This is a genomic window from Ktedonobacter sp. SOSP1-85 (assembly GCF_016587415.1).
Lineage (GTDB): Bacteria > Chloroflexota > Ktedonobacteria > Ktedonobacterales > Ktedonobacteraceae > Ktedonobacter.
Window position 1 is genome coordinate 2,863,891 of record NZ_BNJI01000001.1, and the last position, 24,616, is coordinate 2,888,506.

The window sequence follows — 24,616 nt, forward strand, 5'->3', positions numbered from 1 at the left end:
CAGTGTGAGTAGTAAATTTATATCTAGCCATGCCGGGCCATACGCCGCGGCAGGGGTGAGATGCCCCCTAGTGCCATGACAGCCACATCTTGAGGAAACATCTGTGGACTCACAAGATAAGGATTTACCGCGTAGAGAACTATCAAGCGCCCATATAAACTTGAATGCAAGATATCACTGGCCAGGAGGCTACTGCCCAGCGGTGCAAAGAGCATCAGCACGACAAAGAGGGCAGCCCAACCAACGATGCTACCAAGCAGAATACCTTGAGCAGCACGATCCTGGTAGCGTGCCGCTCGCACGCCCCAACGCCAGAGCAGCGCCTGTACCAGCAGTGCGAGCAAGAACATCAGCCCCTGCCACCAGCCAGCATCTAGTGGGAGCTTCTCCTCCAAAAGGTGATAGATGCCAGACAGCCAGGGCCAGAGCGTAGCCAGGCTAGCCTGCATAGGCGCAAAGCCCAGACGAAGCCAGGATGGGTAGAGCGCGACCAGGCAGAGGCCCAATCCAGCACCCAGGCCATACAAGCTCAAAAGCCAGCGCCCAAAGCCAGGAGGACGCTCTCCCTTTAGCAGAGCCTGAGCATACCTGCGCATACGCGTTATACCAGGAGTAGTAGGCAACGACTCAATAAACTCACGCTCTTGTGTATAAGTTGAAGTCATCCCTCTATGGGGCGCTCGCTGTGACATAGTCAATCCTTACCATATGCAAAGTACTGATCAGAGCACACAAACCCAAAACATGAATTTGGCGTACATTGGAAATAAACGCCAAAAACTCCCCACTTTTCTTTCCGCTTTGCCAGATTTGGGGTGTATAAAAAGAATAGGTAGATACAAAGAGTCACTTGCCCGACTCTATTGTCAGTTAGAATGAACAATGTTATAATAGCGTGGTACTGATGCCCACAATAGCCGCTGCTGGTACCTGTTACCTACAGATACCCGTCTTGATGGCAGTGGATGTCGCTCCCACGCTTGAGCGTGGGACAATTTGTTATAAGCCGCCAATTCGTGCGCGGCATCTGTCATTTGCATCGTTCAACTGGAATTGATGCTCCACCTAGCCCTGGCAGAAAAAATACCTGACCAGGGTCGAACCCACAGGAAGGAGGGGGCTTCGTGAGAAGAGATTATGAACTGGCTTTCATTCTCAACCCCGAAGTCAGCGAAGAGGAGACACGCGCCATTCTGGATCGTGTCGAACAGATCGTCGCAAATTATGGCGGTCAGATTGTAAAGGTGAATAATTGGGGACGTCGGCGTCTCGCTTACCCTATCGAGCGACACCGCGACGGCATTTATGTATTCATTGATATGATCCTGACCCCGGAGACGGTAGCCGAAATCGAGCGTACGCTCAAGGTTTCGGAGTCTGTCCTTCGTTATATGACCAAGAAACGTGACCCCAAAGCAGTGCAGAAGGAGCGCGAGGATCGTGAGGCCCGCGAGGCACGTGCAGCCGAGGCTGCCGCCGCAGCAGCAGCTGCTCCCGCCAGCGAGGGTGAGGCGCCGACCAGCGAGCAGGAGACCCCCGAGGTCGCTACTGCCGAGGCCAGCACCGAGAGCAGCCCCGCTACTGCATCCGAGGAGGGACCCGTCCCCCCAGCTCTGAGGAGTCTGTTGAGGCTTAGTTGTCACATGTCAGGGCATGTTCGTTCTAACTCTCAATCATAGGTCAGGGCAGTTTTACGGGCGAAAGGATTTGTTTGAGACATGAACAAAATTTTGTTGATTGGTAACCTGGGTCGCGACCCGGAGATGAGCTACCTTCAAGATGGCACCGCTATCACCAAGTTCAGCCTGGCGGTCAGTCGTCCCGCGCGCAGTAGCGGCGGTGAACGTGAGCGCGAAACTGACTGGTATAATGTTACTGCTTGGCGTCAACTCGCTGAACGTTGCAGCCAATACCTTCATAAAGGCTCTAAAGTCTATGTTGAGGGTCGTCTTGTCCAGCGTAAATACATGGACAAGTCCGGCGTTGAGCGCGTGTCTATCGATGTTACATTAACAGACATGGAGATGCTCACACCCAAAAATCAACAGCCCGAGGGTGCCCCTGCTAGCGTTGGCGGAGGAAACTTCGACGACGACCTGGGAGACTTAGGCGATCATCCCTTCTAGTCAGATAGAAGGAGACTGTCAGTGCAGAGACGTACTGATTCTACCTCCGCCCCTCGCCCACGACGCGAGGGCGGACGCGGAGAGCGTGGCTCTCGCCGCAAAATTTGCCAGTTCTGCCACGATCATGTTCGTGAAATCGACTATAAAGATGCCAGCCGCTTCATGAAGCGCTACATCTCGGATCGTGGTAAGATCGAGCCGCGCCGCAAAACCGGCACCTGCGCCAAGCATCAGCGCGGTTTGAGCACAGCGATCAAGCAGGCCCGCTATATGGCCCTGCTTCCTTATACCGCCGAGCACATTCGCGGAATGTAAACAGTGGTAGCCATTTGGGCCTTTCCTCTTGCAGGAGAGGCCCATGTGTAAATTTCCAACTTCATCCCTTACTCCCAGTTCTCCCTCGTAGTTCAGTTCTGGATATCCGCTGGATTTCCTCACTGGAGGTTTTGATGAACAGTCAAACAGCGCGTCGCCCCGAGAAAACAAAAAACACGCGCCCTGCAAGAAGCCGCAAATACGCGAAACAGACAGCTCATGTCGAGGCCCGGCGCGATAGAACACCCTTAATTTTTGGTTGGGGAGGCCACCTTTCTCGCACCGAAAAAACACGCCTACAACGTCGTGCTATTTGGGTCCTTGCCGCTCTCATCGCCCTCACCATCGTGGGCACAGTCGTCTTTTCATGGGTCAATATCAACGTTATCATTCCTAATCACACCATCACCTCCGTTAATGGTGAGAATATCCCGCTGGCGAACTTCCGCAAGATGGCCGCACTTCAGGCCCAGATGCGCCTGAATAGCATCAATAATCTCACCAAACAGAGCGATTCCCTCACCAAGCAATCATCACAACTGCAAAAGACCATCGACTCGACCAATAAGCAGATCGATGACCTGAATAAGCAGATCAAGGCCCTGCCCGCCGGCCAGAAGGACCAGCATGATGCCCTGACCAAACAGGTCACCGACGCTCAGGCCAAGGTGAAGGATACACAGACAAAAAAAGATACTCTGGATGCCCAGTCCAACGATATCCTGCAAAACCAGATTCCCAACGCGAAGCAACTCTATACCCAGTCGCAGGTTGCCAATGATAGCTCCGACTGGCTCCAGCAAGACGCCATGATTCGCCAGTGGGAGGCCAACCAGGGCGCGAATGTACGCACCCAGATCGATCCAGCGCCCAATACCATTACTCAGTCTTTCAATGCCTTCAAGGCCGATACCGCGTCTTCCAATGGCGGCTACTCCCAATTCCTGAGCAGCGACAATGTCAGCGATCAGGATATCCACGATATGATCACCATCAAGGTCCGCCGCGATAATATGCAGAAATACCTGGCCGGACAGTACACCACTCCCGCCTACCAGGTCCAGGCACGTGGTATGACCCTGGATACCCAGGCCGATGCTCAGAAGGCTCTCGACCGCCTGCATAAGGGCGATGATTTCGCAAAAGTGGCGAAAGATATGTCCAAGGACGTTAACACCAATACCAAAGGTGGCGACTTCGGCTGGCTGGTCAACGGCCAGTACTCACTAGACTACGCACAAAAAGTCGGGGGCGTCGTCGATAACTGGCTCTTCGCTTCACAGCGCAAAGTCAATGAGCTCAGTCCTATCATCTCCGATGCGGGCGCCTTCCACATCGTGCAGATTACAGGCATCCAGCAGTCACGCGCCGTCGATAGCGCCAAGCTGCAATCGCTCAAGGGCAGCGCCTTAGACCTCTGGCTTGTGAAGCAGAAAGCGCTTCTCGGCTCGAAGATTACGGCCACCGATATCGATACGATTCTCGATGCGTCGAATCTGCCCTCTAGCGTTCCTGTTTCTCCGCCTGCACAGCAGAACCAGAACGGTTCAGGCACTGGCCTGCCTGGGCAGGATCCCACAAGCGGCCAATAGTTTTATACACTGTTCTCGCGCTCGTGCAGGCGCTCATAGCGCACCCGCACGAGCCTGGGTCGACCAGACACCATGGATGGTCGACCCTTCGCGCTATCTAAGCCAGTTGAGGATGAGCTTTTCACTATGACCAGCTTTGCACCCGCTACAACCCAACAGAGAGATCCCCTCCCCCAGGAGCTTCTACGGACCGAACCCATTGAAGATCTCCTGGAGACAGCCTCGCTCTATCTTCATATCCCCTTTTGCCATACACGCTGCTACTACTGCGACTTTAATACCTACGCCGGTATCCTCCCCCTGCGCGAACCTTATGTGCGGGCACTCCTGCACGAAATAGAACTGGCGGGTCTGCAAGCAAGACATCCTGATGGCACTCCACGTCGCTCACGCACCATCTTCTTTGGCGGAGGCACCCCCAGCTTATTAACTGTCGCTCAGATTACACGCCTGCTCGACACCTGCCGCCAGGCTTTCGCGCTTGACCCAGAGGCAGAGATCACACTGGAGGCCAATCCAGGTACCCTCTCCCAGGAGCAACTCGTCGGCATCCGCGAGGCGGGCATCAATCGACTAAGCATGGGCGCCCAGAGCTATGACGCCGCGCTCTTGCAGAAGCTGGGACGCATCCATAATCCAGATGAGATTACCCAGGCCGTCCAGTTCGCGCGCGCCGCGGGCTTTACCTCCATCAACCTGGACTTTATGTTCGGCCTGCCCGACCAGACTATGCAACACTGGCGCGAAACGCTTGACCGCGCCCTCGACCTGCATCCAGAGCATTTCTCCCTCTACTCGCTTATCATCGAAGAGGGCACCCCCTTCCACCAGTGGGTCGCGGAGAAACGCATCACCCCGGGCGACGAAGACCTGTGCGCGGACATGTATGAATACGCCGACGAGCGCCTGCGTGCCGCGGGCTATATCAACTACGAAATCTCTAACTGGGCGCTCCCTGGTCACCATAGCCGCCATAACCTGACCTACTGGCAGAATCTGCCCTACATCGGCATGGGCGCTGGCGCCTCTTCCTTCTTTGGCAAGAAACGCTACACCGACGAGCGCGATCCGCAGGCATATATCAAAAGGCTCAAGCGTGATGAGATCCCCGTCATAGAGAGCGAGAGCGAGGAGGTGGACCAGGCTCAGGCGATGTCTGAAACAGCCTTCCTGGGGCTGCGCACCGCGATGGGCCTGCACCTGCCCACCTTTGAACGCCGCTTCGCCCAGCCTTTCGCCCAGTTCGTGGGGGATCGCCTGCACATTGTCGACGAGGCGGGACTACTGGAACAGGTAGGCGACTGGCTGCGCCTGAGCCAGCGCGGACGCCTCCTTGGCAACGAGGTCTTTCTCCGCCTGCTGCCAGACTAACTGAAAGGGAGGCGACACTATGGCATCATCGGCAAATTTTTCCTCTTCCACCTGGGATGTCTTTCCCCAGCTAAGCGCCGAACAATTTAAACAACTCGGCACACGTACACAGTATGAACGCATTCGCGCTCAACTGCTCTATAATCGCGGAATAGAAGAAACATCCAGAATGCGCTCCTTCCTGGAGGCCCGCTATGAGAACCTGCTCGATCCTAGCAAGCTGATCGACATGGACCGGGCTGTAACACGTATTCAGCAGGCCCTGGCGGAGCGCGAGCATATCACGGTCTATGGCGACTACGACGCCGATGGCGTAACCTCCTCAGCGCTCCTCTACCGCGCACTGCGCACTCTCAAACATCCTGAGGCGCCACTCAGCTTTCATATTCCTCACCGCCTCAATGATGGCTGTGGACTCAACCTCCACGCCCTGGATATGCTTAAAGCACGCGGCACCACGCTTATCATTACTACCGATTGCGCCAGCTCGGATGTAGAGCAAGTGGAGTATGCGCGCACGCTGGGCATCGATGTCATTATTACCGATCACCACCGCCCACCCGAAGAATTGCCTCGCGCCTATGCCATGGTCAATCCCTGGCGCCCAGACTGCGAATACGGCGAGCGTTACCTCTGCGGGGCTGGGATAGCCTTCAAACTAGTACAGGCCCTCTACCGGGCATATAGGCGCCCTGTAGAGGATGCGCAAGACCTGCTTGACCTTGTCGCAATTGGTACCGTCGCCGACATCGCTCCCTTGCTCGGCGAGAATCATACCCTCACACGCCTGGGCCTGCGCAAACTCAATCGTACTCAGAAGCCCGGCCTGCTCGAACTGGTCCGGCGCTCTACACTCCAGATGGGGCATATTCGCGAGCGCGATATTGCCTTCGCCATCGCGCCACGCATCAACGCCGCCGGGCGCATGAAAGAGGCCAGCATCGCCTTTGATCTCCTCACGACCGACGATACACACGAGGCCACACGCATCGCCGCTGAACTGGACAGTCTGAATCAAGGGCGCCAGCAAGAGACCGAGGAGCTGATGCGAAACGTGCGTACCCAGGCCCAGACCCAATCCGAGCTTCCCGTGATCCTGGTGCGAGGCGAGGACTGGCACGAAGGCATCATTGGCCTGGTGGCAGGCAAACTCGCCGAAGAGGTACAGAAACCCGTCCTGGTCTTGAGCGATAATCACGCGACCAGTCTCAGCCGTGGCTCAGCCCGCAGCCCTAAAGATTTCAATATCATCGAGGCCCTGCGCGGCTTCGATGGCACCTTTGAGCGCTATGGCGGCCATGCCCAGGCCGCGGGCTTCACCCTCCAGCAGGCTTCTATTGAGAAGCTACACCAGCACCTGATCGCCTGGAAGGAGAATGGTGGAGCAAGCGTTCCCGCGCAGATTGAGGGCACTCAACTCCCCGATCAAACTGGCCTGGTTGTGGAGAGTACCCAGGAGAGCGAGGAGATTCCACTCCCACCCCGTATGATCGACCTGGAGTTCAACCACCTGCATCTCCAGGACCTCAATCACGAGTTGTATAAAGAGATTCATCAACTGGCCCCCTTCGGCGCGGGCAATCCCGAGCCAGTCTTCAAGATGAAGCACCTGACCATTAAAAGCAAGTGGCTCTCGGGGCGCGAGAAGCAGAATTTGAGCCTGCGCCTGGAGCAAAAAGGCGCTCGCATACAACTACAAGGCACTTTTGTACGCGGTGCCGTGCATTTCGAGAGCCTGCGCGAGGTCACCCAGGTCAACATCATCTTCCACCTGGAGGTCTACGAGGACAGCATTGGCCCCAGCACACGCCTCAAATTACTCGACATCGAACCCCTGTAGAGACAAAAGAAAAGAGGGCGGCGGAACTTGTTCCGTCGCCCTCTTTTCTTTTGTCTTCAACCTCTGAGATCAGGGATAAACGCCGCGAATCTCGGTCGCTTCAGCGACACGCGCAACAGCCAGTAGATAGGCCCCCATACGCATATTCACCTCTTGCTCATCGGCTTTAGCTTTGACCGCCTTGTACGAGCGCTTCATAATCATCTCCAGGCGATTGTTGATTTCGTCCTCCGCCCAGAAGAAACGCTGCAAGTCCTGTACCCATTCAAAGTAACTAACCGTCACACCGCCCGCGTTCGCTAGAATATCAGGGATGAGCGTGACTCCCATATCATTGAGGATCGCATCCGCCTCATTGGTGGTAGGACCATTGGCGGCCTCAACGATCAGGCGCGCCTTAATGCGAGGAGCGTTGCGCTCAGTAAGCTGATTCTCTAGTGCCGCGGGAATAAGGATGTCGCAGGGCAGCTCCAGCAACTCAGTATTGCTTACGGCGTCGGCCTCGGCATAGCCCTTCAAGCTACCATTGCGGCGTGAGTGGCGCATCGCCGCCGGAACATTAATGCCATTGGGGTTATACAGTCCACCAGAGATATCGCTGATACCAACCACCTTACAGCCCATCTCATGCAACAGGCGCGCGGCGATACCACCAACGTTACCAAAGCCCTGCACGACGACTGAGCAATTTTCTGGCTGCCAACCTTTATCACGAATGGCCTCGCGTGTCACCACCTGTACACCACGCGCCGTGGCCTCCAGGCGTCCCTCGCTCCCACCAATCGCCAGAGGCTTACCGGTCGTTACCGCTGGAACCGAGTAGCCACGGTGCATGGAATAGGTGTCCATAATCCAGCCCATAATCTGGGGATTAGTATTCATATCTGGCGCGGGAATATCGCTATCGGGGCCTATCAGGAGCGAGATCTCAGTTGTATAGCGTCGTGTCATGCGCTCAAGCTCGGCGCTCGACATCAAGTGGGGGTCGCAGATGACTCCACCCTTCGCACCACCAAAGGGAATATCGACGACCGCGCACTTCCAGGTCATCCACATAGCCAGGGCACGCACCTCGTCGAGGGAGACCGCCGGACTATAGCGAATACCGCCTTTGGCCGGTCCACGGTTAATATTATGCTGAACGCGATAACCGGTAAACATCTCAACATCACCGTTATCCATGCGTACAGGAAAATTTACAATCAGTTCACGCTTGGGCTTGCGTAAAATAGCGCGCATAGCCTGCGAAAGTCCCAGACGCTCCGCCGCCTCATCAAACTGATGAACTGCTACATCGTATGGATTGACCATCTCAATAACCATAACGTTTAGATCCTCCTTGGTATGAGTCGATCATTCGACTGTGTTGCGTCATCGCATGTGAAGCATCTTTGCTTCGAAAAGAGAAAAGATACCTGACACACATTGTAATAAATCATAGAAGTGAAACCTATGAATATTTAAGCCTTTATCTCTTTAAAGGGTTATTAGAAAGTCCGCCCATTGCTGGCCGGGAAAATGTGCATGTGAATATGCCCTCAGTATAGCACCAGTCAATGCGACCTTCAAGAAAAAAGGCCATCAATCCTACAATATATTGCAGAGTTCACCTGGCCTCTAGCGAGCTTCCAAGCCCACTTTAGAAACAAGAAGAGAGTTATGGGTGTGGTGGGCGCAGGCGACCTGCACCCACCACACCCATAACTCTCTTCTCTATTTCTGCGTCAGGTAGACATTGGACCAGTTACCAAAGTACAGGCCGTTCGCATTCAGGGTTACGCCGTGCAAGGTTGGTGGGATAATCGCGGCCAGCGAGGCATGATCCAGGGGCAGCCAGCCAACATCGGTAATCGCGATCTGCTCCGCTTTGTTGTAGAGAGAGATACGCTCATCCCCCGTCTTGGTCTCAGCGGTCTGCACCGTGGCGTCAAATTCAGTGTTCTTCCACTGGCCATTGTTATTGGCCGCCGACGACAACAGGTTCAGATACAGCCAGTCATAAGGATCGGGGAAATCTGCGCCCCACTGGGTAAAGCCAAACTGGATCTGCTTCTTCGCCGTCTCATCATTATAGGCCGTGACCTCGACCGAGCGCAGTTTTACCTGGATGCCAAGCGCGCTCTGCCACATATTTTGCAGCGCCGCAGCCTCAGCCGAAGACACCTGCGAATTGGGGTAAGAGAACGTAATCGTCGGAACCTTCGTAATATCAGGATACACCGACTGGATCAGGGATTTAGCCTTATTTGGATCGAAGGGAATGCCCGCATAATCCGGCTGGTAGCTAGGCATCCCAGGAGGGATAATGGTCGGCGCAGCTAGCGCTGCATTTTTGAGTACGTTATTAACCAGTTTCGTCTTATCAATCGCATACGCAAAGGCCTGGCGCACCTCGGGACGATCAAATGGCGGCTTGGTATTATCAAAGAAGAGCAGGTCAGTCTGTAAACGCGACTGACTGCGGAAACCAGAGATACCGCGCGCAGTTATCTGATCCTGTGGCGACACTTTCCAGATAAAGCTATACTGCCCAGCTCGATAGGCTTTAAAAGCGGTCGAGGCGTCATTGACAAAATACATCTCGACCTGTTGCAGACGCGTCTTCTTGCCATAGTAATACTTGTTTGGCACAAAGACCATTTTGACATTGTGATCCCAGCTCTGCGCGATGAAGGGACCCGCGCCTATTCCCTCGCCCAGGGCTTTCTGCGGCCAGCTTTTCTCACCATACTTCTCAATCACCTTCTGGTTAAGCGGAGCAAAGAGGGAATTAGTAAGTGCCGAGAGAAAATAGGGCGAGGCCGTCTTTAGTGAAACCTGTAGGGTATGATCATCCAGCGCCTTCAGGCCGCTAAGCGTCTTCGTCTTACCACTGGCCACTTCATCAGAGCCAATGATCTGGTCTTCAAAGGTACTGGCAATGGGAGAGGCAATCTCTGGTAGCAGCGCACGCGTCCAGGTATAGATATAGGACTGCGCGGTTACAGGCGTACCATCGGAGAAACGAACGTCATCGTGAATCTTGAATGTATAGGTCTTCCCATCATCGGACGCCTGCCAGGTTGCCTGGTCTGGCACCACATTCAAATTCGCGTCCAGAGCCACCAGGCCACTAAAGATCATTGAAATGACCTGGCCCGTATTCTCATCTGGACCCTGCGCTGGATCGAGCGAGGCAGCATCCTCTGTACCAACATTAGGGAATTTAAGGACCTGTGCCACAGACTGGCTCGGCGTACCATTTCCCGGTGATTTTGATGAATTTCCATTGCTACATGCAACGAGAATAAGTAGTAGAGTGCAAAGCAGCAGCAAGAGGGTTCCGACTCCCTGCCTCCCCCTTCGTGACGCCACCTGATTATGGGCACCAGGAGAAAGGCTCATTTGAGAGAGCGTGCGATGATGCATCCAGGCTCCTCACTTTCTTAAGCCACAAAATGTACTCGCCTTCGCGAGCCTACGTCTATTACAACATTACAGGTAATGATTGTTCTTCGCCATAAAGCAAAATACTACTTCTCCGAAACCCTGAGCGCGCTTGTCCCCGAATGGGGGAAGCGCTAGTCACGCCAGTGACGTTGGGTTTCGGAATAAGAATAACTGAGCATACTCCAACCCCCATAGTATAGCGAACTAAACCCAAATCCAAAAGCCCCATCTGTAATCAAAAGTCACGCTCCATACCACCTATCCACGTAGTTGAGTATATATGTGGGTGTGTTTGGCAGGCGTGCGCCTGCCAAACACACCCACATATATACTCAACTACCCCTCATAGACAAACCTCAAGTGGGGGTCTATAATGAACATAGGAACGTGGAAAGAGTTAGCGTTCAGCGTTGAACAAGAGGTTTTTCTATGCATATTCGTGTTATAGGTGCGCCAATCGATCTTGGTGCAGACCGTCGTGGCGTCGATATCGGCCCCAGCGCCATCCGCTATGCGGGGCTTCACGACCACCTACGCGCACTTGGACATACAGTCTCTGACTTTGGAAATATACATGTTCCCCAGCCTGAAAGCAGGCCCATTGGGAGCCCCAAACTCAAATACCTCGACCCCATCGTCGAAGTCTCTGAGGAACTGGCAAACGTTGTCACTGACGCCCTCCAATCCGACCAGTTTCCGCTCATCCTGGGCGGTGATCATAGTATGGCCCTGGGTTCAATCAGCGGCGTAGCCAATGTACACAAAAACCTGGGCATCATCTGGGTGGATGCACACGGCGACTTTAATATTGAAGAGACAAGCCCATCCGGCAATATCCATGGCATGATCCTCGCGGCCCTGGTCGGCCAGGGAAACTCCAGGCTCACCCATATCGGTGGCTGGGCGCCCAAGCTCAATCCAGAGAACATTGTGATCGTAGGCGCTCGTGACCTCGATCCAGGCGAACAAGATCTTCTGCGCAAGCATCGCGTCCATGTCTACACCATGTCAGATGTCGACCGCTATGGCATGTCCAATATTATGAGCCAGGCCATCGAAATTGCGGGCCGCCAGGATCAACCCATTCACTTGAGCCTGGATATGGATTCGCTTGACCCACGCGAGGCTCCAGGCGTTGGGACTCCGGTCCGTGGTGGTCTCAGCTATCGCGAAGCCCACCTGGCAATGGAAATGGTCTCAGACTCCAAACACATGGTCTCTATGGACGTCGTAGAAGTCAACTCCATTCTCGACCGGGAGAACGCGACGGCCCTCCTGGCCGTTGAGCTTATCCTCTCGGCCCTGGGCAAAAAGATCCTATAATCCTGGGACAATGTTGTCCTGAGCCTTGTTTCTGGAGTATCGTATAACTACTACAATTCATTTCACCAATCATTCCAGAAAAGGAGGGAAGATAGGGAGCAACGAGGCTTCTTATCAGTACCACGCCATGAACGCCAAAGAATTGTTTATGAATGGGGAATTTATCCCCGCCGACAAAGGTATTATCTCCGTACGTACTCACGGCTTCGCGTATGGCACCGGGTGCTTTGAGGGCATCCGTGGCTACTGGAACGAAGAGGAGCAGCAGCTCTATCTCTTCCGCCTGCGCGAGCACTATGAGCGCCTGCTCCGCTCCTGCAAGATCTTAAGCATGTCTCTCCCCTATAGTGTTGAGCAATTGATCGAGCAGAGCACGGAACTGGTACGCCGCAACGGCCAGCATGAGGACGTCTATCTACGCCCCGTCGCCTATAAGGGTGATGAAATCATCGGCGTCAAGCTGCATGACCTGCGCGACGACTACATCCTCACCTCCGAGCCTCTGGGCAACTACGTCGAGATCACGGGTCTGCGCTGTGGAGTCTCCTCCTGGCGCCGTATCGATGACAACGCCATGCCCGCGCGCGCCAAAATCTGCGGCAGCTACGTCAACGCGGCCTTCGCCAAGACCGAGGCGCTCCAGAACGGCTTCGATGAAGCCATCATGCTCACACATGAGGGCAACGTCTCTGAGGGCAGCGCCGAGAACATCTTCCTCTACACCAATGGCGAGCTCGTCACCCCGGCTCCAACCGAGAACATTCTCCTGGGTATCACCCGCGACACTGTCATCAAAATCGCGGAGCGCGAGCTTGGCATCCCCACACGCGAGCGCCCGGTGGATCGCACAGAACTTTACCTCGCCGACGAAATCCTCCTCTGTGGCACAGGCGCGCAGATCGCCCCCGTCATCGAGGTCGACCGTCGCCCGGTTGGCAGCGGCAAAGTAGGCCCTGTTGTACGCAGATTGCAGGAGCTCTACTTCGATATCGTGCGCGGCAAACACCCTGAATATAGCGCCCAGTGGTGTACCCCTGTCTACAAAAAATAGAGTCTTTTACGGCCCTTAAAAGGCCATTAGTTAAAGAGAGAAGCGGGGAAGTTGTAGGTCAGCCTACAACTTCCCCGCTTCTCTCTTTAACTAATGGCTCCCCACCACCATACCTCTTTATTAAGGCTGCGCACAAAGAACCACGAAAACAGGTAACAAAAGACCCCTGCCAGAAGAGTTCCGGCAGGGGTTGAAATCTTGGGTTCCAACAGGACCACCAAAGACGCTTGTTTCGCGGGGGAAACTAACGCTTTGTGTACTGTGGGGCCTTGCGGGCGCGCTTGAGGCCTGGTTTTTTGCGCTCTTTCATGCGTGGATCGCGGGTCAAGAAACCAGCTTTACGCATGGCGGGCTTATTCTCGCCATCCTGGCGAACCAGGGCGCGAGCCAGGGCATGGCGGATCGCGCCAGCCTGACCAGCTGTGCCACCGCCGACTACACGCACGGTAATGGTGTAGTTGCCGATGTTCAGCTCGCGGACGGGCGAGATGATCGTCGAGACATGTGTCTCACGCTTGCCAAAGTAGTCAAAAGCAGGTTTGCCGTTGATTGTAATGCTACCATCACCGTTGGGGTAGAGGCGCACGCGAGCAACCGCCGTCTTGCGCCGACCCATGCCGTAATAGTACTCACCTTTAGGTGTTTCAGCCAAGGTAGGATCTCCTCTTCTTTACTTCTCAGCGGCGGGCTGCTTCAACAGAGCTTCCGCCCCCGCCCAGACCACGGGTTTCTGGGCCTCATGTGGATGTGTTGAGCCAGCATAAATCTTCAGGTTCTTCATCACCTTCGCACCGAGGCGGTTGTGCATAACCATGCCACGGATCGCGTGCTCAAGAGCGCGCTCGGGATGTTTGCCCTCGACTACCTGGCGCAGCGTCTGCTGCTTCAAGCCACCAGGATACTGTGAGTGGCGATAGTAGACCTTCTGATCCAGGCGCTTGCCCGTGACCGCGATCTTATCGGCATTGATGACGATAACACAGTCGCCAGTGTTAAGATTCGGTGTGAAGGTAGGTTTATGCTTACCGCGCAAGATCTGCGCGATCTGCGATGCCAGACGACCCAATACCTGTCCCTCGGCATCGATAACATACCATGTGGGTTGCAGATCAGCGGCCTTGGCGCTATATGTCTTATTCATTGTCCATTTATCTCCTTATACGAAAACCAACGCCGCTCTCGCGGCTAGCGCTCACGCGCTCAGGTTTTCGGAGAGGCACTTACTCCAAATTTTTCAGGATACTCAACCCGTACCAGACACAGCCCAAGCGATGGGGCCGCTGAACCAGGGTGCGTTTTCTCCGCCCGCTGCACAATCTCGGCAAACTCCGCAACACTTAGGCGTTGCTGTCCTACCAACAGGAGTGTGCCAACCATCCTGCGTACCTGCCCCGTGAGAAAGGCATCAGCAGTAAAGTCACAATAGATGAGTTCTGCTTGCTGATGATCACGCAAACAGCGGGCCTCTAACATTGTACGAATACAGTGATGTGGTCCTGGCTTGAGTGGATTGGAGTCGTCGGGACTATGTCCAAACGCTCCAAAATCCTTCCGACCCAGTAAATAGCGACACGCATTATCCATCAGGGTTACGTCTAACTCGCGTGAACAGTGATAGGCATAGCGCGCGCGCAGGGCCGTGGGAAAGCGCTCATTCCAGATCGTATAGCGATACGAACGGCTCTGCGCGCTAAAGCGAGCATGAAAGCCTTCCGGCATCTCTTTCGCCCAGCGGACCACGACAGTACTGGGTAGAACGGCATTCAGTGCTCGCCGCCAGACCTCAACGGTCAGACGCGACTCCGTACGGAAGTGGATAACCTGACCACTGGCATGAACGCCAGCATCGGTCCGACCCGCTCCCATTACCGTGGTTTGTACGCCACTGATCTGCGTTACCGCAGCTTCCAGTGTTCCTTGCACCGTCGGACCATGGCTCGCGCGTTGCCGCTGAAAACCATGGTAGTCAGTGCCATCATACTCAATACCGCACGCAATAATCATACATTTTCAAAAGTACAGCTTTTTCGTACATTCCGTACGCTTCTTGACTAGAGTGAAAGCGACTTTCTCCGCACCTGGTACGCCCTTGCTGATCGAGCCTGCGCCGACGACCCATCATGAATAATCTCATGAAAAAGCTACGAACGCTCTGTCGTAGCGCTGTCGCCCCTACGCTGTGTGTAGGCTCTCCGGGTTATACCAGGGCAATCTGCGCAATTTCCGCTGCATCACCCTTACGCCGTCCCAGCTTGGTAATGCGCGTGTAGCCACCCGGGCGTCCGACATAGCGAGGAGCAAGCTCGTCGAACATCTTCTTCACGACCAGCTCATCAGGGAGCGCGCTCAGGATCTGGCGGCGAGCGTGAAGCTCGATCACCATTGCCTCGTAGGCAGTCGCCAGAGCCTTCTCCGCCTCAGACTCGTTCGAGATGATCTTCAGCAACTCTTCACGGCGAGCCTTGTGCTTATCCTCCAGGAACTTGCGGCCCTTATCGGTCAGAGGAGCCTTCTGCTGCTTGGCGCGCTCTTCGTTGTTCCCGATAGTCGCCTTCAGTGAGAAGCGGCCTCGGCGCGCAAACGCCAGGATCTGCTCGGCCTTCTCGGTATCGCTGACCACCTTAGCCAGGTGCTCACGAGCAGCCAGGCGGCCCTTGACAGCCGTGCTAATCAGCTTCTCTGCTTCGCCGCGAATAGCTTCTACACGCGAGGTAGTTGTATTAATACGGTCATACCGGATCAGGCCTGCCATCAGGTTACGGCGCGCAGAACGACGGCGCGGCTCAGGCATGTTCATCCGGTTTCCGGCAATTCGGTGCCTCAACTCATTCCTCCATTTCGTGGTCGCCGTCTACGTCGGCTCCAACCGCGCTTGTGCGCGGATTAGGCAAGAAGTTACGCGCTAGCAAGCGCTCACGCAGCTCTTGCAGGCTCTTCTCACCAAAGTTGCGTACGCCAAGAAGATCTTCCTCATTCATCGAGAGCACCTGACCTACCTTCGTAATATTGCTACGCTTCAGGCAGTTATAGGCACGTACCGAGAGATCGAGTTCCTCAATCGGCGTGTCGTAGATCTTTTGTGGGATGGGCAGGCTGCTCAGCGGAGCCTTTTCTGGCTCGGGCAGAGAGGCGCGATAGTTGGCAAGCAACGTAAAGTGCCTTACCAGGACATCAGCGCTCTGGCGCAAGGCCTCATCCGGTGTAATAGTTCCGTCGGTCGTGACCTCAAGAACGATCTTATCGTAGTTTGTCATCTGGCCAACACGAGTGTGCTCAACCGTGTAATTGACCTTTTGTACTGGTGTGTAGATGGCATCGACGGGGATCACACCAATGGGTTGATCCTCCTTCGAGTCAGCAGGCACGTAGCTGCGACCAGTCTCCACCACCAGTTCCATGTCTAGATGAGCATTATCGTTATCCAGAGATGCGATATGCAACTCCGGGTTCACGATCTCCACCGTGCTCGGTGCGACGATATCCGCCGCCGTGACCTCGCGCTCGCCATTGACCTCCAGGCGCATCGTAACGGGATGCTCGGAGAAACTGCGCAAGCGCAACTTCTTGATATTCAAGACAATATCGGTCACGTCCTCCAACACACCGGGGACATCCTGAAACTCATGCTGCACGCCCTCGATCCGAATAGAGGTCACGGCTGCACCAGGCAGCGATGACAGCAATACACGCCGAAGCGCGTTGCCCAGGGTCTGGCCGTACCCCGCCTCTAACGGCTCAATGTCGTAACTCGCATAATTCCCTTGTGTCTTGGTGTTCTTTATACGAGGCAGAGTAATATCTAGCAAGGTTCAAACCTGCCTTTCTTTTTCTACCACTATCCATCCGCAAGCGTGCTCTCTCTCCCAGGTTTGCTGCATTACCGCAGCCTTAGGAGCACGCACTGGAAGAGGGAGACGCCACGAATGGCGGTAGTCCAAGAGTGCTATGCCCCCAAGCGGCTCCATATAAGGAGCTACGCCCAGGGATCGACCCACCGCAACTCAACGTGTTATCGCTGATAGTACTCGACGACCATCTGCTCATCGAAGGGCAGCTCGAGATCTGTTCGTGAAGGTAACGTCAGAACACGACCAGACATCGCATCCACATCCAGGCGCAGCCAGGTTGGAATACCCTTCTGAGACAACAGCAGCGCGCGGCTCTTGAAGTACTCAAGGCTCTTGTTGGAATCACGCACCGCGATCACGTCGTTTGGCTTGGCGATGAAGGACGGAATGTCCGTTTTGCGGCCATTGACAACGAAGTGACCATGGTTGACCAGCTGGCGAGCCTGCGCGCGCGAATCGGCAAAGCCCAGGCGGTAGACCAGGTTGTCGAGCCTCATCTCAAGGATCTGCAACAGGTTCTCGCTGGTCTTACCAGGGCGGCGGGCCGCGGCGACGAAGTGTTTGCTGAACTGGCGCTCCAACACTCCATACGTACGACGCACGCGCTGCTTCTCGCGCAACTGCTTCGCATAACCCGACTCCTTACGCGCACGGCTTGTGCCATGCTGCCCAGGGCGAGTATTGCGACCATGACGCTCAAGTGTGCACTTCTGGATACACTTGTCGCCCTTTAAGAATAGTTTTACCCCCTCACGTCTGCATAATTTGCAGACCGGGCCGGTATAACGCGCCATCTATATATCCTCCTCAAAACCCAGGCTATACACGACGCCGTTTGGGCGGGCGGCAGCCATTGTGCGGAATAGGTGTTACGTCGGTAATCGATGTGACATTGAGACCTGAGGCCTGCAATGAGCGGATGGCCGCCTCACGACCGGAGCCGGGTCCCTTCACAAACACATCGATCTGCTTAAGCCCATGATCCATGGCGCGGCGCGCCGCCGTCTCGGCAGTCACCTGCGCGGCATATGGCGTGCTCTTGCGCGAGCCTTTAAAGCCCTGCGCTCCCGCGCTACCCCAGGAGATGACATTCCCATTGGGATCAGTGAGCGTCACAATCGTGTTGTTAAACGTAGCCTGAATATGAGCTTGTCCACGCGGTATGGATTTTCTTTCACGCCGCCTGACTTTGCCAGTAGTAGCTTTCTTCTTGTCTGCCATGCTTTCTATCTCTCCCGGCGTTACTTCTTACCGGCCTTCTTCTTACCGGCAACGGTTCTCTTTGGTCCACGGCGCGTGCGCGCATTCGTACGAGTACGCTGACCATGTACAGGAAGGTTACGACGATGACGCAAGCCACGATAGCTGCCGATATCAATCAAACGCTTGATATTCGTCTGAACTTCGCGACGCAGGTCACCCTCAACCTTGTGTTCACGGTCGATGACCTCGCGCAACCGGTTTACCTCTTCTTCAGTCAGGTCCTTAACGCGGGTATCCGGATTGATTCTTGTCTTCTCCAGGATCTTCTGGCTTGTAGTAAGCCCGATACCATAGATATAGCACAGCGAGATCTCCACGCGCTTCTCGCGTGGAATGTCAACGCCAGCAATTCTAGCCATCTTTTCCTCCAGCTTCGAGTTCCCCCTTCCACTCACCCGCCACAACAAGGAACTCTCTGGACGGGAACGGAATGGAAACTCGCAACGCCATTTTAGCCTTGCTTCTGTTTATGCTTTGGATCTTTACTACAGATCACCATTACCACACGGTGACGGCGGATAATCTTACATCCGTCACAACGTGGCTTTACCGAGGCACTCACTTTCATGATTTGCTCTCCTCAAGATAGTTGAGTCTCTACTAACCTTCCAGGCACACAAAAGTACAACAGCACGCTTGTGAGCATGCCTCGACTTCCTAGACGGTGCCTGTCGCTTTCTCATACACCTGTCTGGGTCACAGGTAGCAACGGGAACAAAGAAGGATGCCTACTCCACCATCAACCCTTAACTCGCCATGTGATACGGCCTCGCTTCAGGTCATATGGGGATAGCACTACTCGTACCTTATCACCTGGAACGATACGCACGAAGTTCATTCTGATACGCCCTGAGAGGACTGCCAGGACTTCATGTTGCTCGTCTATTCTCACCTTGAACATGGCATTGGGGAGGGCCTCTAGTACAGTACCCTCGACAGCTATTTCATCTTTTGGCATAGCATCCTTTCCCTGATCATCGGGACGTTTTTCTCTCCTGCTCTCGGCTCATCACAAGGATCGTCTACGCGTGGCAGCCAGCACGCGGCAGCTCTTCTCTATAAAATGCATCTGAGAGAGAGGACGGCTATCCGCAATTACTACCTATTAGGAAACCTGAGCGCGAAGCGCTAGTCACGTGAGTGACGTTGGTTTCCGCATAAGAACTATCTGGCGGACAACGACAGATACATTTTGCTCAAGCCTCTCTACAGGTACACAAAACGGCTCCCCTTGAGGCAGCACACCTCAGTACCGCTTGTGACTCTTATCCCATTTGAGTGTATTTGCTCAGCTAAAGCTTTGTTACTCTTACAAGTACAAAAGGGCAGCAGTATGTACTGCTGCAGCCAACTACGAATTATAGCATACATTCTCCAGGAAGTCGAGAGGGCAATTCTCTGATGCCAGAATAGACCTCTCGACTTCGCCATTAGAACATTCGTAGTCGCCCGTGTCCCCACAACTCTCTTGTACCCCACTCTTCGTGTACCGACGTACAACGACGCGCGGAGTAACCAGGATAGCCCTTTGTGGGTTATCAGGCAGTACACTTTCTGCCCCCAGTCCTTCTTCCAGTAAAGAGCCGCCTTCGCAGTGAAGGCCTCACCCCTCAGGGAGAGGCTTCCTCTGTTGAGCGGCTTTCAGCTCTTCTGCCTGCGTACTCGTTTACCCAGTTTCCACCTGGCTGGCTCCAAACCGAGAGCACCACCTGGCGGCGGCGAGTACCTACCTGATCTGATCCCAGTTTAGCGCTGACCGGCGCGTTCGCTAATCACGTTGACCAGCTCCTGCTGTACACGATCAATGCTTTGATTCCCATTCACCCGAATCAACTTCTGCTGACCATCGTAGTAATCGATCAGGTGAATCGTATCATTAAAGAAGATATCCAGGCGCTTCTGTATCGCCTCCCCACGGTCATCGGAGCGCTGGTACAGCTCGCTACCATCGATATCACAGATCCCCGCAACCTGCGGGGGGTTAGTTTCAATGTTATAGACATGCTGGTGAGCTTTGCAGATATATCTGCCCGAGAGGCGCTTGAGCAACTCGGCTCGCGGCACCTCCAGGTAGAGCGCGCAGTCAACCCGCTTGCCTACATTTGCCAATCCTTTATCTAGTGCCTGGGACTGGGCAATAGTGCGGGGGAAGCCATCCAGAATCACGCCATTCGCACAGTCCGGGGCTTGCAGGCGATCCAGCACCATGGCGATGGTCAGGTCATCGGGGACCAGGTGACCATCATCCATGTACTTTTTCGCCTTCAGCCCCAACTCCGTCTGCTGACTTATGGCGCTGCGAAACAAATCGCCACTAGCCACGTGACGAATATCGAGCGACTGCGATAGCTTCTCGGCCTGTGTTCCTTTGCCAGACCCTTGAGCACCGATCAGGATAATGTTCACGTTTTTCCTCCAGCGGAAAAATGACAGGGAGTGCGCCGCTGCACTCCCATACACACATGATAGACATTCTCCAGCACAGACCGCTCTACCGCTGCCATGTCCCTCAGTGCCTCTATGGAAGTGCAGTGAAAACAGCCACTGCGGGGCGGCACAACTCCCTTATTAAGACAGGAAACCCGAATAGTTACGCATTACCATCTGGGCCTCAAGCTGTCTCACGGTATCCAGAACGACGCCGACTACAATCAGTAGTGAAGCACTTCCAAGCAGCTGATTGCCACCAACGCTTGCAAAGAAGGGTAGAACAGCTATAATGCCCAGGAACAACGCACCTGCCAATGTAATGCGATTGAGAATCGCGAACAGGTAGTCGCTCGTAGGCTGACCGGGCCGATAGCCCGGGATGAATGCGCCCTGCTTTTGCAGGTTCTCCGGTATATTTTGCTGCTGCCACATAACGTAGGCATAGAAGTAGGTGAACGCGACGACCAGCACAAAGTAGATCGCCCAGTACCACCATAACTTCGGGTTGACCAGGTAGGTCGAAACCCATACAGCACTATCGCGCAACCAGGGTGTGGTGCTCGAGGTCAAGTATTGCGAGATGACCGACGGGAAGAGCATCATTGACTGCGCGAAGATCAGCGGGATCATACCCGCGCTATTGACCTGCATCGGAATGTAGGTTGTCTGCGCGGAACCAACCAGCATATTACGCCCGACCATACGCTTGGTTGGATACTGCACGGGTACGCGACGCTGTCCCAGATAAATGTAGACAATGCCGACAATGGTAATCAGGCCGATCAGCAGGAACACACCGATGCTGACGATGCCACTACCATTACCACCACCAGAGGTCGCGGAGACATAGCCCTGCTGGACTGTCTGACCCAGGCGGCTCACAATATTACCAAAGATGACCAGCGAAATACCATTACCGATACCGTTCTCAGTGATCAGCTCACCAATCCAGACCAGGATCATAACACCGGCGGTCAGGGTGATGAGGATTGCGAACGATTCGAGGGCGTATTTTGGATCGACCAGGCTGAAATTTGTCAATACGTGCTGATTCTGGTACAGCGCGCACTGGCCGAACGCCTGCAAGAAGGCAAGAGGAACAGCGATCATGCGAGTAATCTGGCTGGTGCGCAGGCGACCCGCCTCACCCTGCATGGCCAGGTTCTGCAAGGCCGGAATGATGGGTTGCAGCAACTGCATGACGATGGTAGCGGTGATATACGGGTAGACGCTCAGAGCCACAATGGAGAACGTCTGCAACGAACCACCAGAGAACACATCGAGTAAACCCAGGAGCTGGCCGACGTTTTTGCCGCTGTTGAAGAGACTAACCAGGGCTTTATGTTCGTCGCCTGTAAGAGGAATGGTGATGTGGGCCAGGATGCGGACCACGACCAACATTGCCAACGTAAAGAGTATTTTATTGCGTAAATCGGGAACAGTCCAAATGCTACGCAGCTTTTCCCACATGGGAGCCTCCTTCCGGCTTTCAATCCTCCCGCATTGCTATGCAAGGCTCCAAGACTCTATCTCGACTCTATCTCGACCTTATTTCTAAAATCTCTCTAAAATCTCAATATATTCTCTATATATCGGGAGACTTGCATAGATGGAGAGGAATGAAGGACAGACTCTCAAGTAACCGCTGCCACGGGGCAGGGTCGTGGGGGATTACTCCCCCGCGCCCTGCTCTGTTGCAGACTTCTCATCTTTACGACGCTTCGTCTTCTCGTACACTTTGCGCTCGATAATCTCGATACGACCACCGGCCGCCTCGATCTTCTCTTTCGCGCTCGCCGAGAATTTGTGCGCGCGGACGGTCAGCGCGCAGTCGATCTCGCCATCGCCCAGCACCTTGATCAGGCCGCGAGCCTGCGCAGGGATGAGCAACCCCTTCTCAACCATGGCCTCAGGAGTAACCTGAGTGTCGGCATTGAAATGAGCGAGATCAATAACATTAATTATAGTATAGTCGTCGCGGAAAAGGGGATTCTGATTCCCCAGACCACGAAGGAAAGGTAAGCGCTTTGAAAGGCGAGTCTGACCGCCGTTAAATGCGCGATGGACGCGCCCGCCAGTACGAGCTTTCTGACCCTTAGTACCACGACCAGCGGTCTTACCACGACCGGAGCCGTGACCGCGACCGAGGCGCTTCTCAGTCTTATGCGAACCTGGAGCAGGCTGCAAATTGGAAAGGTTAATTAGACTCACTCTGCAATCTCCTCAACCTGCACTAGATGATTGACTTTGCGAATCATGCCACGCACCGCAGGCTGGTCGTTATGCTCAACGATCTGGTGCAGCTTGCGCAGCCCTAGAGCGCGGATGGTATCTTTCTGATCCTGCGCGTAACCGATTGAACTCTTTACCCATTTTACGCGTAATTTAGTTATTCCCGTTGTTGCCATAGCTTACTCCTATCGACGGCGCTCACCGCCACCACCGCGGCGCTCACCGCCACCACCGCGGCGATCACCGCCACCACGACGATCACCGCCACCACGACGACCTGCTGCTGCGGCGCGACTCTCACGCGCCTCTTCCTCACGTGCCGCACGAGCGGCCGCAGCCTGCTCAGCCGCGGCTGCTGTCGCGGCTGCCATCTGCTCGGCGCGCTTCTTGCCAAGCAACTCAACCACGGTCTTCCCACGGCGTGCCGCCTCGGCATCGGGGGAGCGTAGTTCGCGTAGCGCCTTGACACATGCCTGAACGGTGTTTGCCTTGTTAGTGCTTCCCAGCGTCTTGGTCAGGATATCGCGAACGCCCGCGGCCTCCATGACAGCGCGGACCGCACCACCAGCAATAACACCCGTACCAGGGGCCGCCGGTTTGAGCAGCACCTCAGATGCACCAAAGTTCGTCTTCACCAGGTAAGGAATGGTTGTGCCAGAAAGAGGCACCTCAATCAGGTGCTTCTTCGCGTCTTCCACTGCCTTACGAATCGCCTCAGTGTACTCAGCTGCCTTACCGAAACCATATCCAACAAAACCATTGCGATCACCGACAACCACCAGGGCACGAATGCTGAAGCGTCGGCCACCCTTCACCACCTTGGAGACGCGGCTGACCTCAACCACGGTCTCTTCAAGGTTCAGTTTTGAAGCATCAATTCTTGCCATAATACTCCTCACGCCTCTTTGAAAGGCTCATTGGCTCTCTCGTGGCCCTAGAAATCCAGTCCCGCTTCACGAGCGCCTTCAGCAAGCGCCGCGACTCTGCCGTGATAGGCATAGCCACCGCGATCGAAGACAACCTGCTTAACACCTTTTTCCTGCGCTCGCTGAGCCACCAGCTTCCCAACCTCGTGCGCCAGGGAGACCCTGCGATTGCTCAAGATGCCCGCCAGCTTCTCGGTCTGGCTCTTCTTTTCTTTTTTCGGAGCTTCGGCCACAGCGGCGGCACGGCCACCTTTAGCGGCTTTCTTCCCTTTGGCGGGGGCGGCTTCTTCCACAACCTCTTCTACTGCGACGGGCGCACTCTCAGTCTTCGCAGCCTGCTTGTGCTGCTCAGCGACCGGTTTAAAGTCCCGCAGGCTCTCGTCCAGAGTAGAAGCCGAGACCAGGGTCTTGCCCGTGGTATCGTCAATAATCTGCGCGTAGATATGCTGCCCACTGCGGAATACGTTCAAACGTGGGCGCAGTTCTGAGCCTTCAAGGTGGCGTCGAATTCGCTGGTGCCGCCGCAGCCTTGCTTGATTTGCATGAAATTGTTTAATCATTGTCTGTGAACAGAAGATCCATGTTCTCTGCTCTCCCATTACCGGGAGGACACAGGAAAACTTCCTCTGCTCATCCCCTTTCTGCAAAATGCGCGATTGAGGGACTTGGAATACGTGGTCGGCACTACGTCTCCCGGGTTCAGCCCTCGCGTCGCGTCTTTCTGTCTTGCCATACAATCGTGTGAGCGAAAGCTAGCCGCTGTGAAGCGGCATTCACGATTGCTTTTCATGACGTGATAAGAGACCGTCGAAAGATAGTATAAAGCAGTCGTAAACACTATGCCAATCACCAGGACCAGGTATGCTGGCC

Annotated in this window: 25 protein-coding genes and 2 pseudogenes; 8 read left to right on the forward strand and 19 right to left on the reverse strand. The window is 54.7% G+C overall.

What is annotated here, in order from left to right:
• Nucleotides 1-23: 23 nt before the first annotated feature.
• Nucleotides 24-692, reverse strand: coding sequence for a hypothetical protein (locus KTE_RS11925; protein WP_201381273.1), 669 nt, complete (start codon nucleotides 690-692; stop codon nucleotides 24-26).
• A 432-nt stretch (nucleotides 693-1,124) separates the two neighbouring features.
• Between KTE_RS11925 and rpsF the strand changes: the two genes are divergently transcribed.
• The 6 genes from rpsF to recJ all read left to right on the forward strand — a co-directional run bounded on the left by rpsF (nucleotide 1,125) and on the right by recJ (nucleotide 7,244).
• Nucleotides 1,125-1,679 (forward strand): 30S ribosomal protein S6, encoded by a 555-nt coding sequence (gene rpsF, locus KTE_RS11930; RefSeq protein ID WP_201381275.1) that lies wholly within the window; start codon nucleotides 1,125-1,127, stop codon nucleotides 1,677-1,679.
• A 39-nt stretch (nucleotides 1,680-1,718) separates the two neighbouring features.
• The gene (locus tag KTE_RS11935) at nucleotides 1,719-2,126 is read left to right on the forward strand and encodes a single-stranded DNA-binding protein (protein WP_201381276.1); all 408 of its coding nucleotides are present in this window, start codon (nucleotides 1,719-1,721) and stop codon (nucleotides 2,124-2,126) included.
• 21 nt (nucleotides 2,127-2,147) lie between these two features.
• Entirely contained in the window at nucleotides 2,148-2,441 is a 294-nt protein-coding gene (rpsR, locus tag KTE_RS11940; RefSeq protein ID WP_374226773.1) for a 30S ribosomal protein S18, read from the forward strand.
• Nucleotides 2,442-2,575: 134 nt separating this feature from the next.
• On the forward strand, nucleotides 2,576-4,033 hold the full coding sequence (locus KTE_RS11945; protein WP_201381277.1) for a peptidylprolyl isomerase: 1,458 nt from the start codon (nucleotides 2,576-2,578) through the stop codon (nucleotides 4,031-4,033).
• Between the two features lie 126 nt (nucleotides 4,034-4,159).
• A complete protein-coding gene (hemW, locus tag KTE_RS11950) occupies nucleotides 4,160-5,404 on the forward strand; it encodes a radical SAM family heme chaperone HemW (RefSeq protein ID WP_201381278.1) in 1,245 nt (414 codons plus the stop codon).
• Nucleotides 5,405-5,423: 19 nt separating this feature from the next.
• On the forward strand, nucleotides 5,424-7,244 hold the full coding sequence (gene recJ / locus KTE_RS11955; protein ID WP_201381279.1) for a single-stranded-DNA-specific exonuclease RecJ: 1,821 nt from the start codon (nucleotides 5,424-5,426) through the stop codon (nucleotides 7,242-7,244).
• 69 nt (nucleotides 7,245-7,313) lie between these two features.
• Here recJ and KTE_RS11960 read toward each other — a convergent pair whose 3' ends face one another.
• Nucleotides 7,314-8,567: a Glu/Leu/Phe/Val dehydrogenase gene (locus tag KTE_RS11960; protein WP_201370480.1), complete on the reverse strand. Its 1,254-nt coding sequence runs from the start codon at nucleotides 8,565-8,567 to the stop codon at nucleotides 7,314-7,316.
• A gap of 390 nt (nucleotides 8,568-8,957) precedes the next feature.
• Nucleotides 8,958-10,652, reverse strand: coding sequence for a peptide ABC transporter substrate-binding protein (locus tag KTE_RS11965; RefSeq protein WP_201381280.1), 1,695 nt, complete (start codon nucleotides 10,650-10,652; stop codon nucleotides 8,958-8,960).
• Between the two features lie 450 nt (nucleotides 10,653-11,102).
• On the opposite strand from KTE_RS11965, the gene rocF reads away from it, so the two are divergent.
• Nucleotides 11,103-11,996 carry an arginase gene (rocF, locus tag KTE_RS11970; protein WP_201381281.1) on the forward strand — a complete coding sequence of 298 codons (894 nt, stop codon included), beginning with the start codon at nucleotides 11,103-11,105 and terminating at the stop codon, nucleotides 11,994-11,996.
• A 127-nt stretch (nucleotides 11,997-12,123) separates the two neighbouring features.
• Complete coding sequence (locus KTE_RS11975) at nucleotides 12,124-13,047, forward strand: branched-chain amino acid transaminase (protein ID WP_201381283.1); 924 nt, start codon at nucleotides 12,124-12,126, stop codon at nucleotides 13,045-13,047.
• Between the two features lie 244 nt (nucleotides 13,048-13,291).
• Here KTE_RS11975 and rpsI read toward each other — a convergent pair whose 3' ends face one another.
• The 16 genes and pseudogenes from rpsI to KTE_RS49550 form a co-directional block, all read right to left on the reverse strand.
• Nucleotides 13,292-13,663: a 30S ribosomal protein S9 gene (gene rpsI / locus KTE_RS11980; protein ID WP_201387060.1), complete on the reverse strand. Its 372-nt coding sequence runs from the start codon at nucleotides 13,661-13,663 to the stop codon at nucleotides 13,292-13,294.
• Nucleotides 13,664-13,717: 54 nt separating this feature from the next.
• The gene (gene rplM / locus KTE_RS11985) at nucleotides 13,718-14,188 is read right to left on the reverse strand and encodes a 50S ribosomal protein L13 (RefSeq protein ID WP_201381285.1); all 471 of its coding nucleotides are present in this window, start codon (nucleotides 14,186-14,188) and stop codon (nucleotides 13,718-13,720) included.
• A 59-nt stretch (nucleotides 14,189-14,247) separates the two neighbouring features.
• The gene (truA, locus tag KTE_RS11990; RefSeq protein ID WP_201381286.1) at nucleotides 14,248-15,051 is read right to left on the reverse strand and encodes a tRNA pseudouridine(38-40) synthase TruA; all 804 of its coding nucleotides are present in this window, start codon (nucleotides 15,049-15,051) and stop codon (nucleotides 14,248-14,250) included.
• Between the two features lie 193 nt (nucleotides 15,052-15,244).
• Nucleotides 15,245-15,871 carry a bL17 family ribosomal protein gene (locus KTE_RS11995; RefSeq protein ID WP_201381287.1) on the reverse strand — a complete coding sequence of 209 codons (627 nt, stop codon included), beginning with the start codon at nucleotides 15,869-15,871 and terminating at the stop codon, nucleotides 15,245-15,247.
• A 1-nt stretch (nucleotide 15,872) separates the two neighbouring features.
• The gene (locus KTE_RS12000) at nucleotides 15,873-16,853 is read right to left on the reverse strand and encodes a DNA-directed RNA polymerase subunit alpha (RefSeq protein WP_007908548.1); all 981 of its coding nucleotides are present in this window, start codon (nucleotides 16,851-16,853) and stop codon (nucleotides 15,873-15,875) included.
• Between the two features lie 203 nt (nucleotides 16,854-17,056).
• Complete coding sequence (rpsD, locus tag KTE_RS12005; RefSeq protein WP_201370472.1) at nucleotides 17,057-17,689, reverse strand: 30S ribosomal protein S4; 633 nt, start codon at nucleotides 17,687-17,689, stop codon at nucleotides 17,057-17,059.
• A gap of 25 nt (nucleotides 17,690-17,714) precedes the next feature.
• The gene (rpsK, locus tag KTE_RS12010; protein WP_007908550.1) at nucleotides 17,715-18,116 is read right to left on the reverse strand and encodes a 30S ribosomal protein S11; all 402 of its coding nucleotides are present in this window, start codon (nucleotides 18,114-18,116) and stop codon (nucleotides 17,715-17,717) included.
• Between the two features lie 20 nt (nucleotides 18,117-18,136).
• Nucleotides 18,137-18,517, reverse strand: coding sequence for a 30S ribosomal protein S13 (rpsM, locus tag KTE_RS12015; protein WP_201381288.1), 381 nt, complete (start codon nucleotides 18,515-18,517; stop codon nucleotides 18,137-18,139).
• A gap of 92 nt (nucleotides 18,518-18,609) precedes the next feature.
• Nucleotides 18,610-18,726: a 50S ribosomal protein L36 gene (gene rpmJ / locus KTE_RS12020; protein WP_007908552.1), complete on the reverse strand. Its 117-nt coding sequence runs from the start codon at nucleotides 18,724-18,726 to the stop codon at nucleotides 18,610-18,612.
• 171 nt (nucleotides 18,727-18,897) lie between these two features.
• Nucleotides 18,898-19,116: a translation initiation factor IF-1 gene (infA, locus tag KTE_RS12025; RefSeq protein ID WP_007908553.1), complete on the reverse strand. Its 219-nt coding sequence runs from the start codon at nucleotides 19,114-19,116 to the stop codon at nucleotides 18,898-18,900.
• A gap of 788 nt (nucleotides 19,117-19,904) precedes the next feature.
• Nucleotides 19,905-20,564, reverse strand: a complete 660-nt coding sequence (locus tag KTE_RS12030; RefSeq protein ID WP_201370469.1) for an adenylate kinase — start codon at nucleotides 20,562-20,564, stop codon at nucleotides 19,905-19,907.
• A 162-nt stretch (nucleotides 20,565-20,726) separates the two neighbouring features.
• Nucleotides 20,727-22,058, reverse strand: coding sequence for a preprotein translocase subunit SecY (secY, locus tag KTE_RS12035; RefSeq protein WP_201381289.1), 1,332 nt, complete (start codon nucleotides 22,056-22,058; stop codon nucleotides 20,727-20,729).
• A 276-nt stretch (nucleotides 22,059-22,334) separates the two neighbouring features.
• Nucleotides 22,335-22,790: pseudogene (rplO, locus tag KTE_RS12040) on the reverse strand (50S ribosomal protein L15); the annotation flags it as partial.
• A gap of 5 nt (nucleotides 22,791-22,795) precedes the next feature.
• Complete coding sequence (gene rpmD, locus KTE_RS12045) at nucleotides 22,796-22,996, reverse strand: 50S ribosomal protein L30 (RefSeq protein ID WP_201381291.1); 201 nt, start codon at nucleotides 22,994-22,996, stop codon at nucleotides 22,796-22,798.
• A gap of 213 nt (nucleotides 22,997-23,209) precedes the next feature.
• Nucleotides 23,210-23,707: pseudogene (gene rpsE, locus KTE_RS12050) on the reverse strand (30S ribosomal protein S5); the annotation flags it as partial.
• A gap of 47 nt (nucleotides 23,708-23,754) precedes the next feature.
• Nucleotides 23,755-24,345 carry a 50S ribosomal protein L18 gene (locus KTE_RS49550; protein ID WP_374226774.1) on the reverse strand — a complete coding sequence of 197 codons (591 nt, stop codon included), beginning with the start codon at nucleotides 24,343-24,345 and terminating at the stop codon, nucleotides 23,755-23,757.
• Nucleotides 24,346-24,616: the final 271 nt, after the last annotated feature.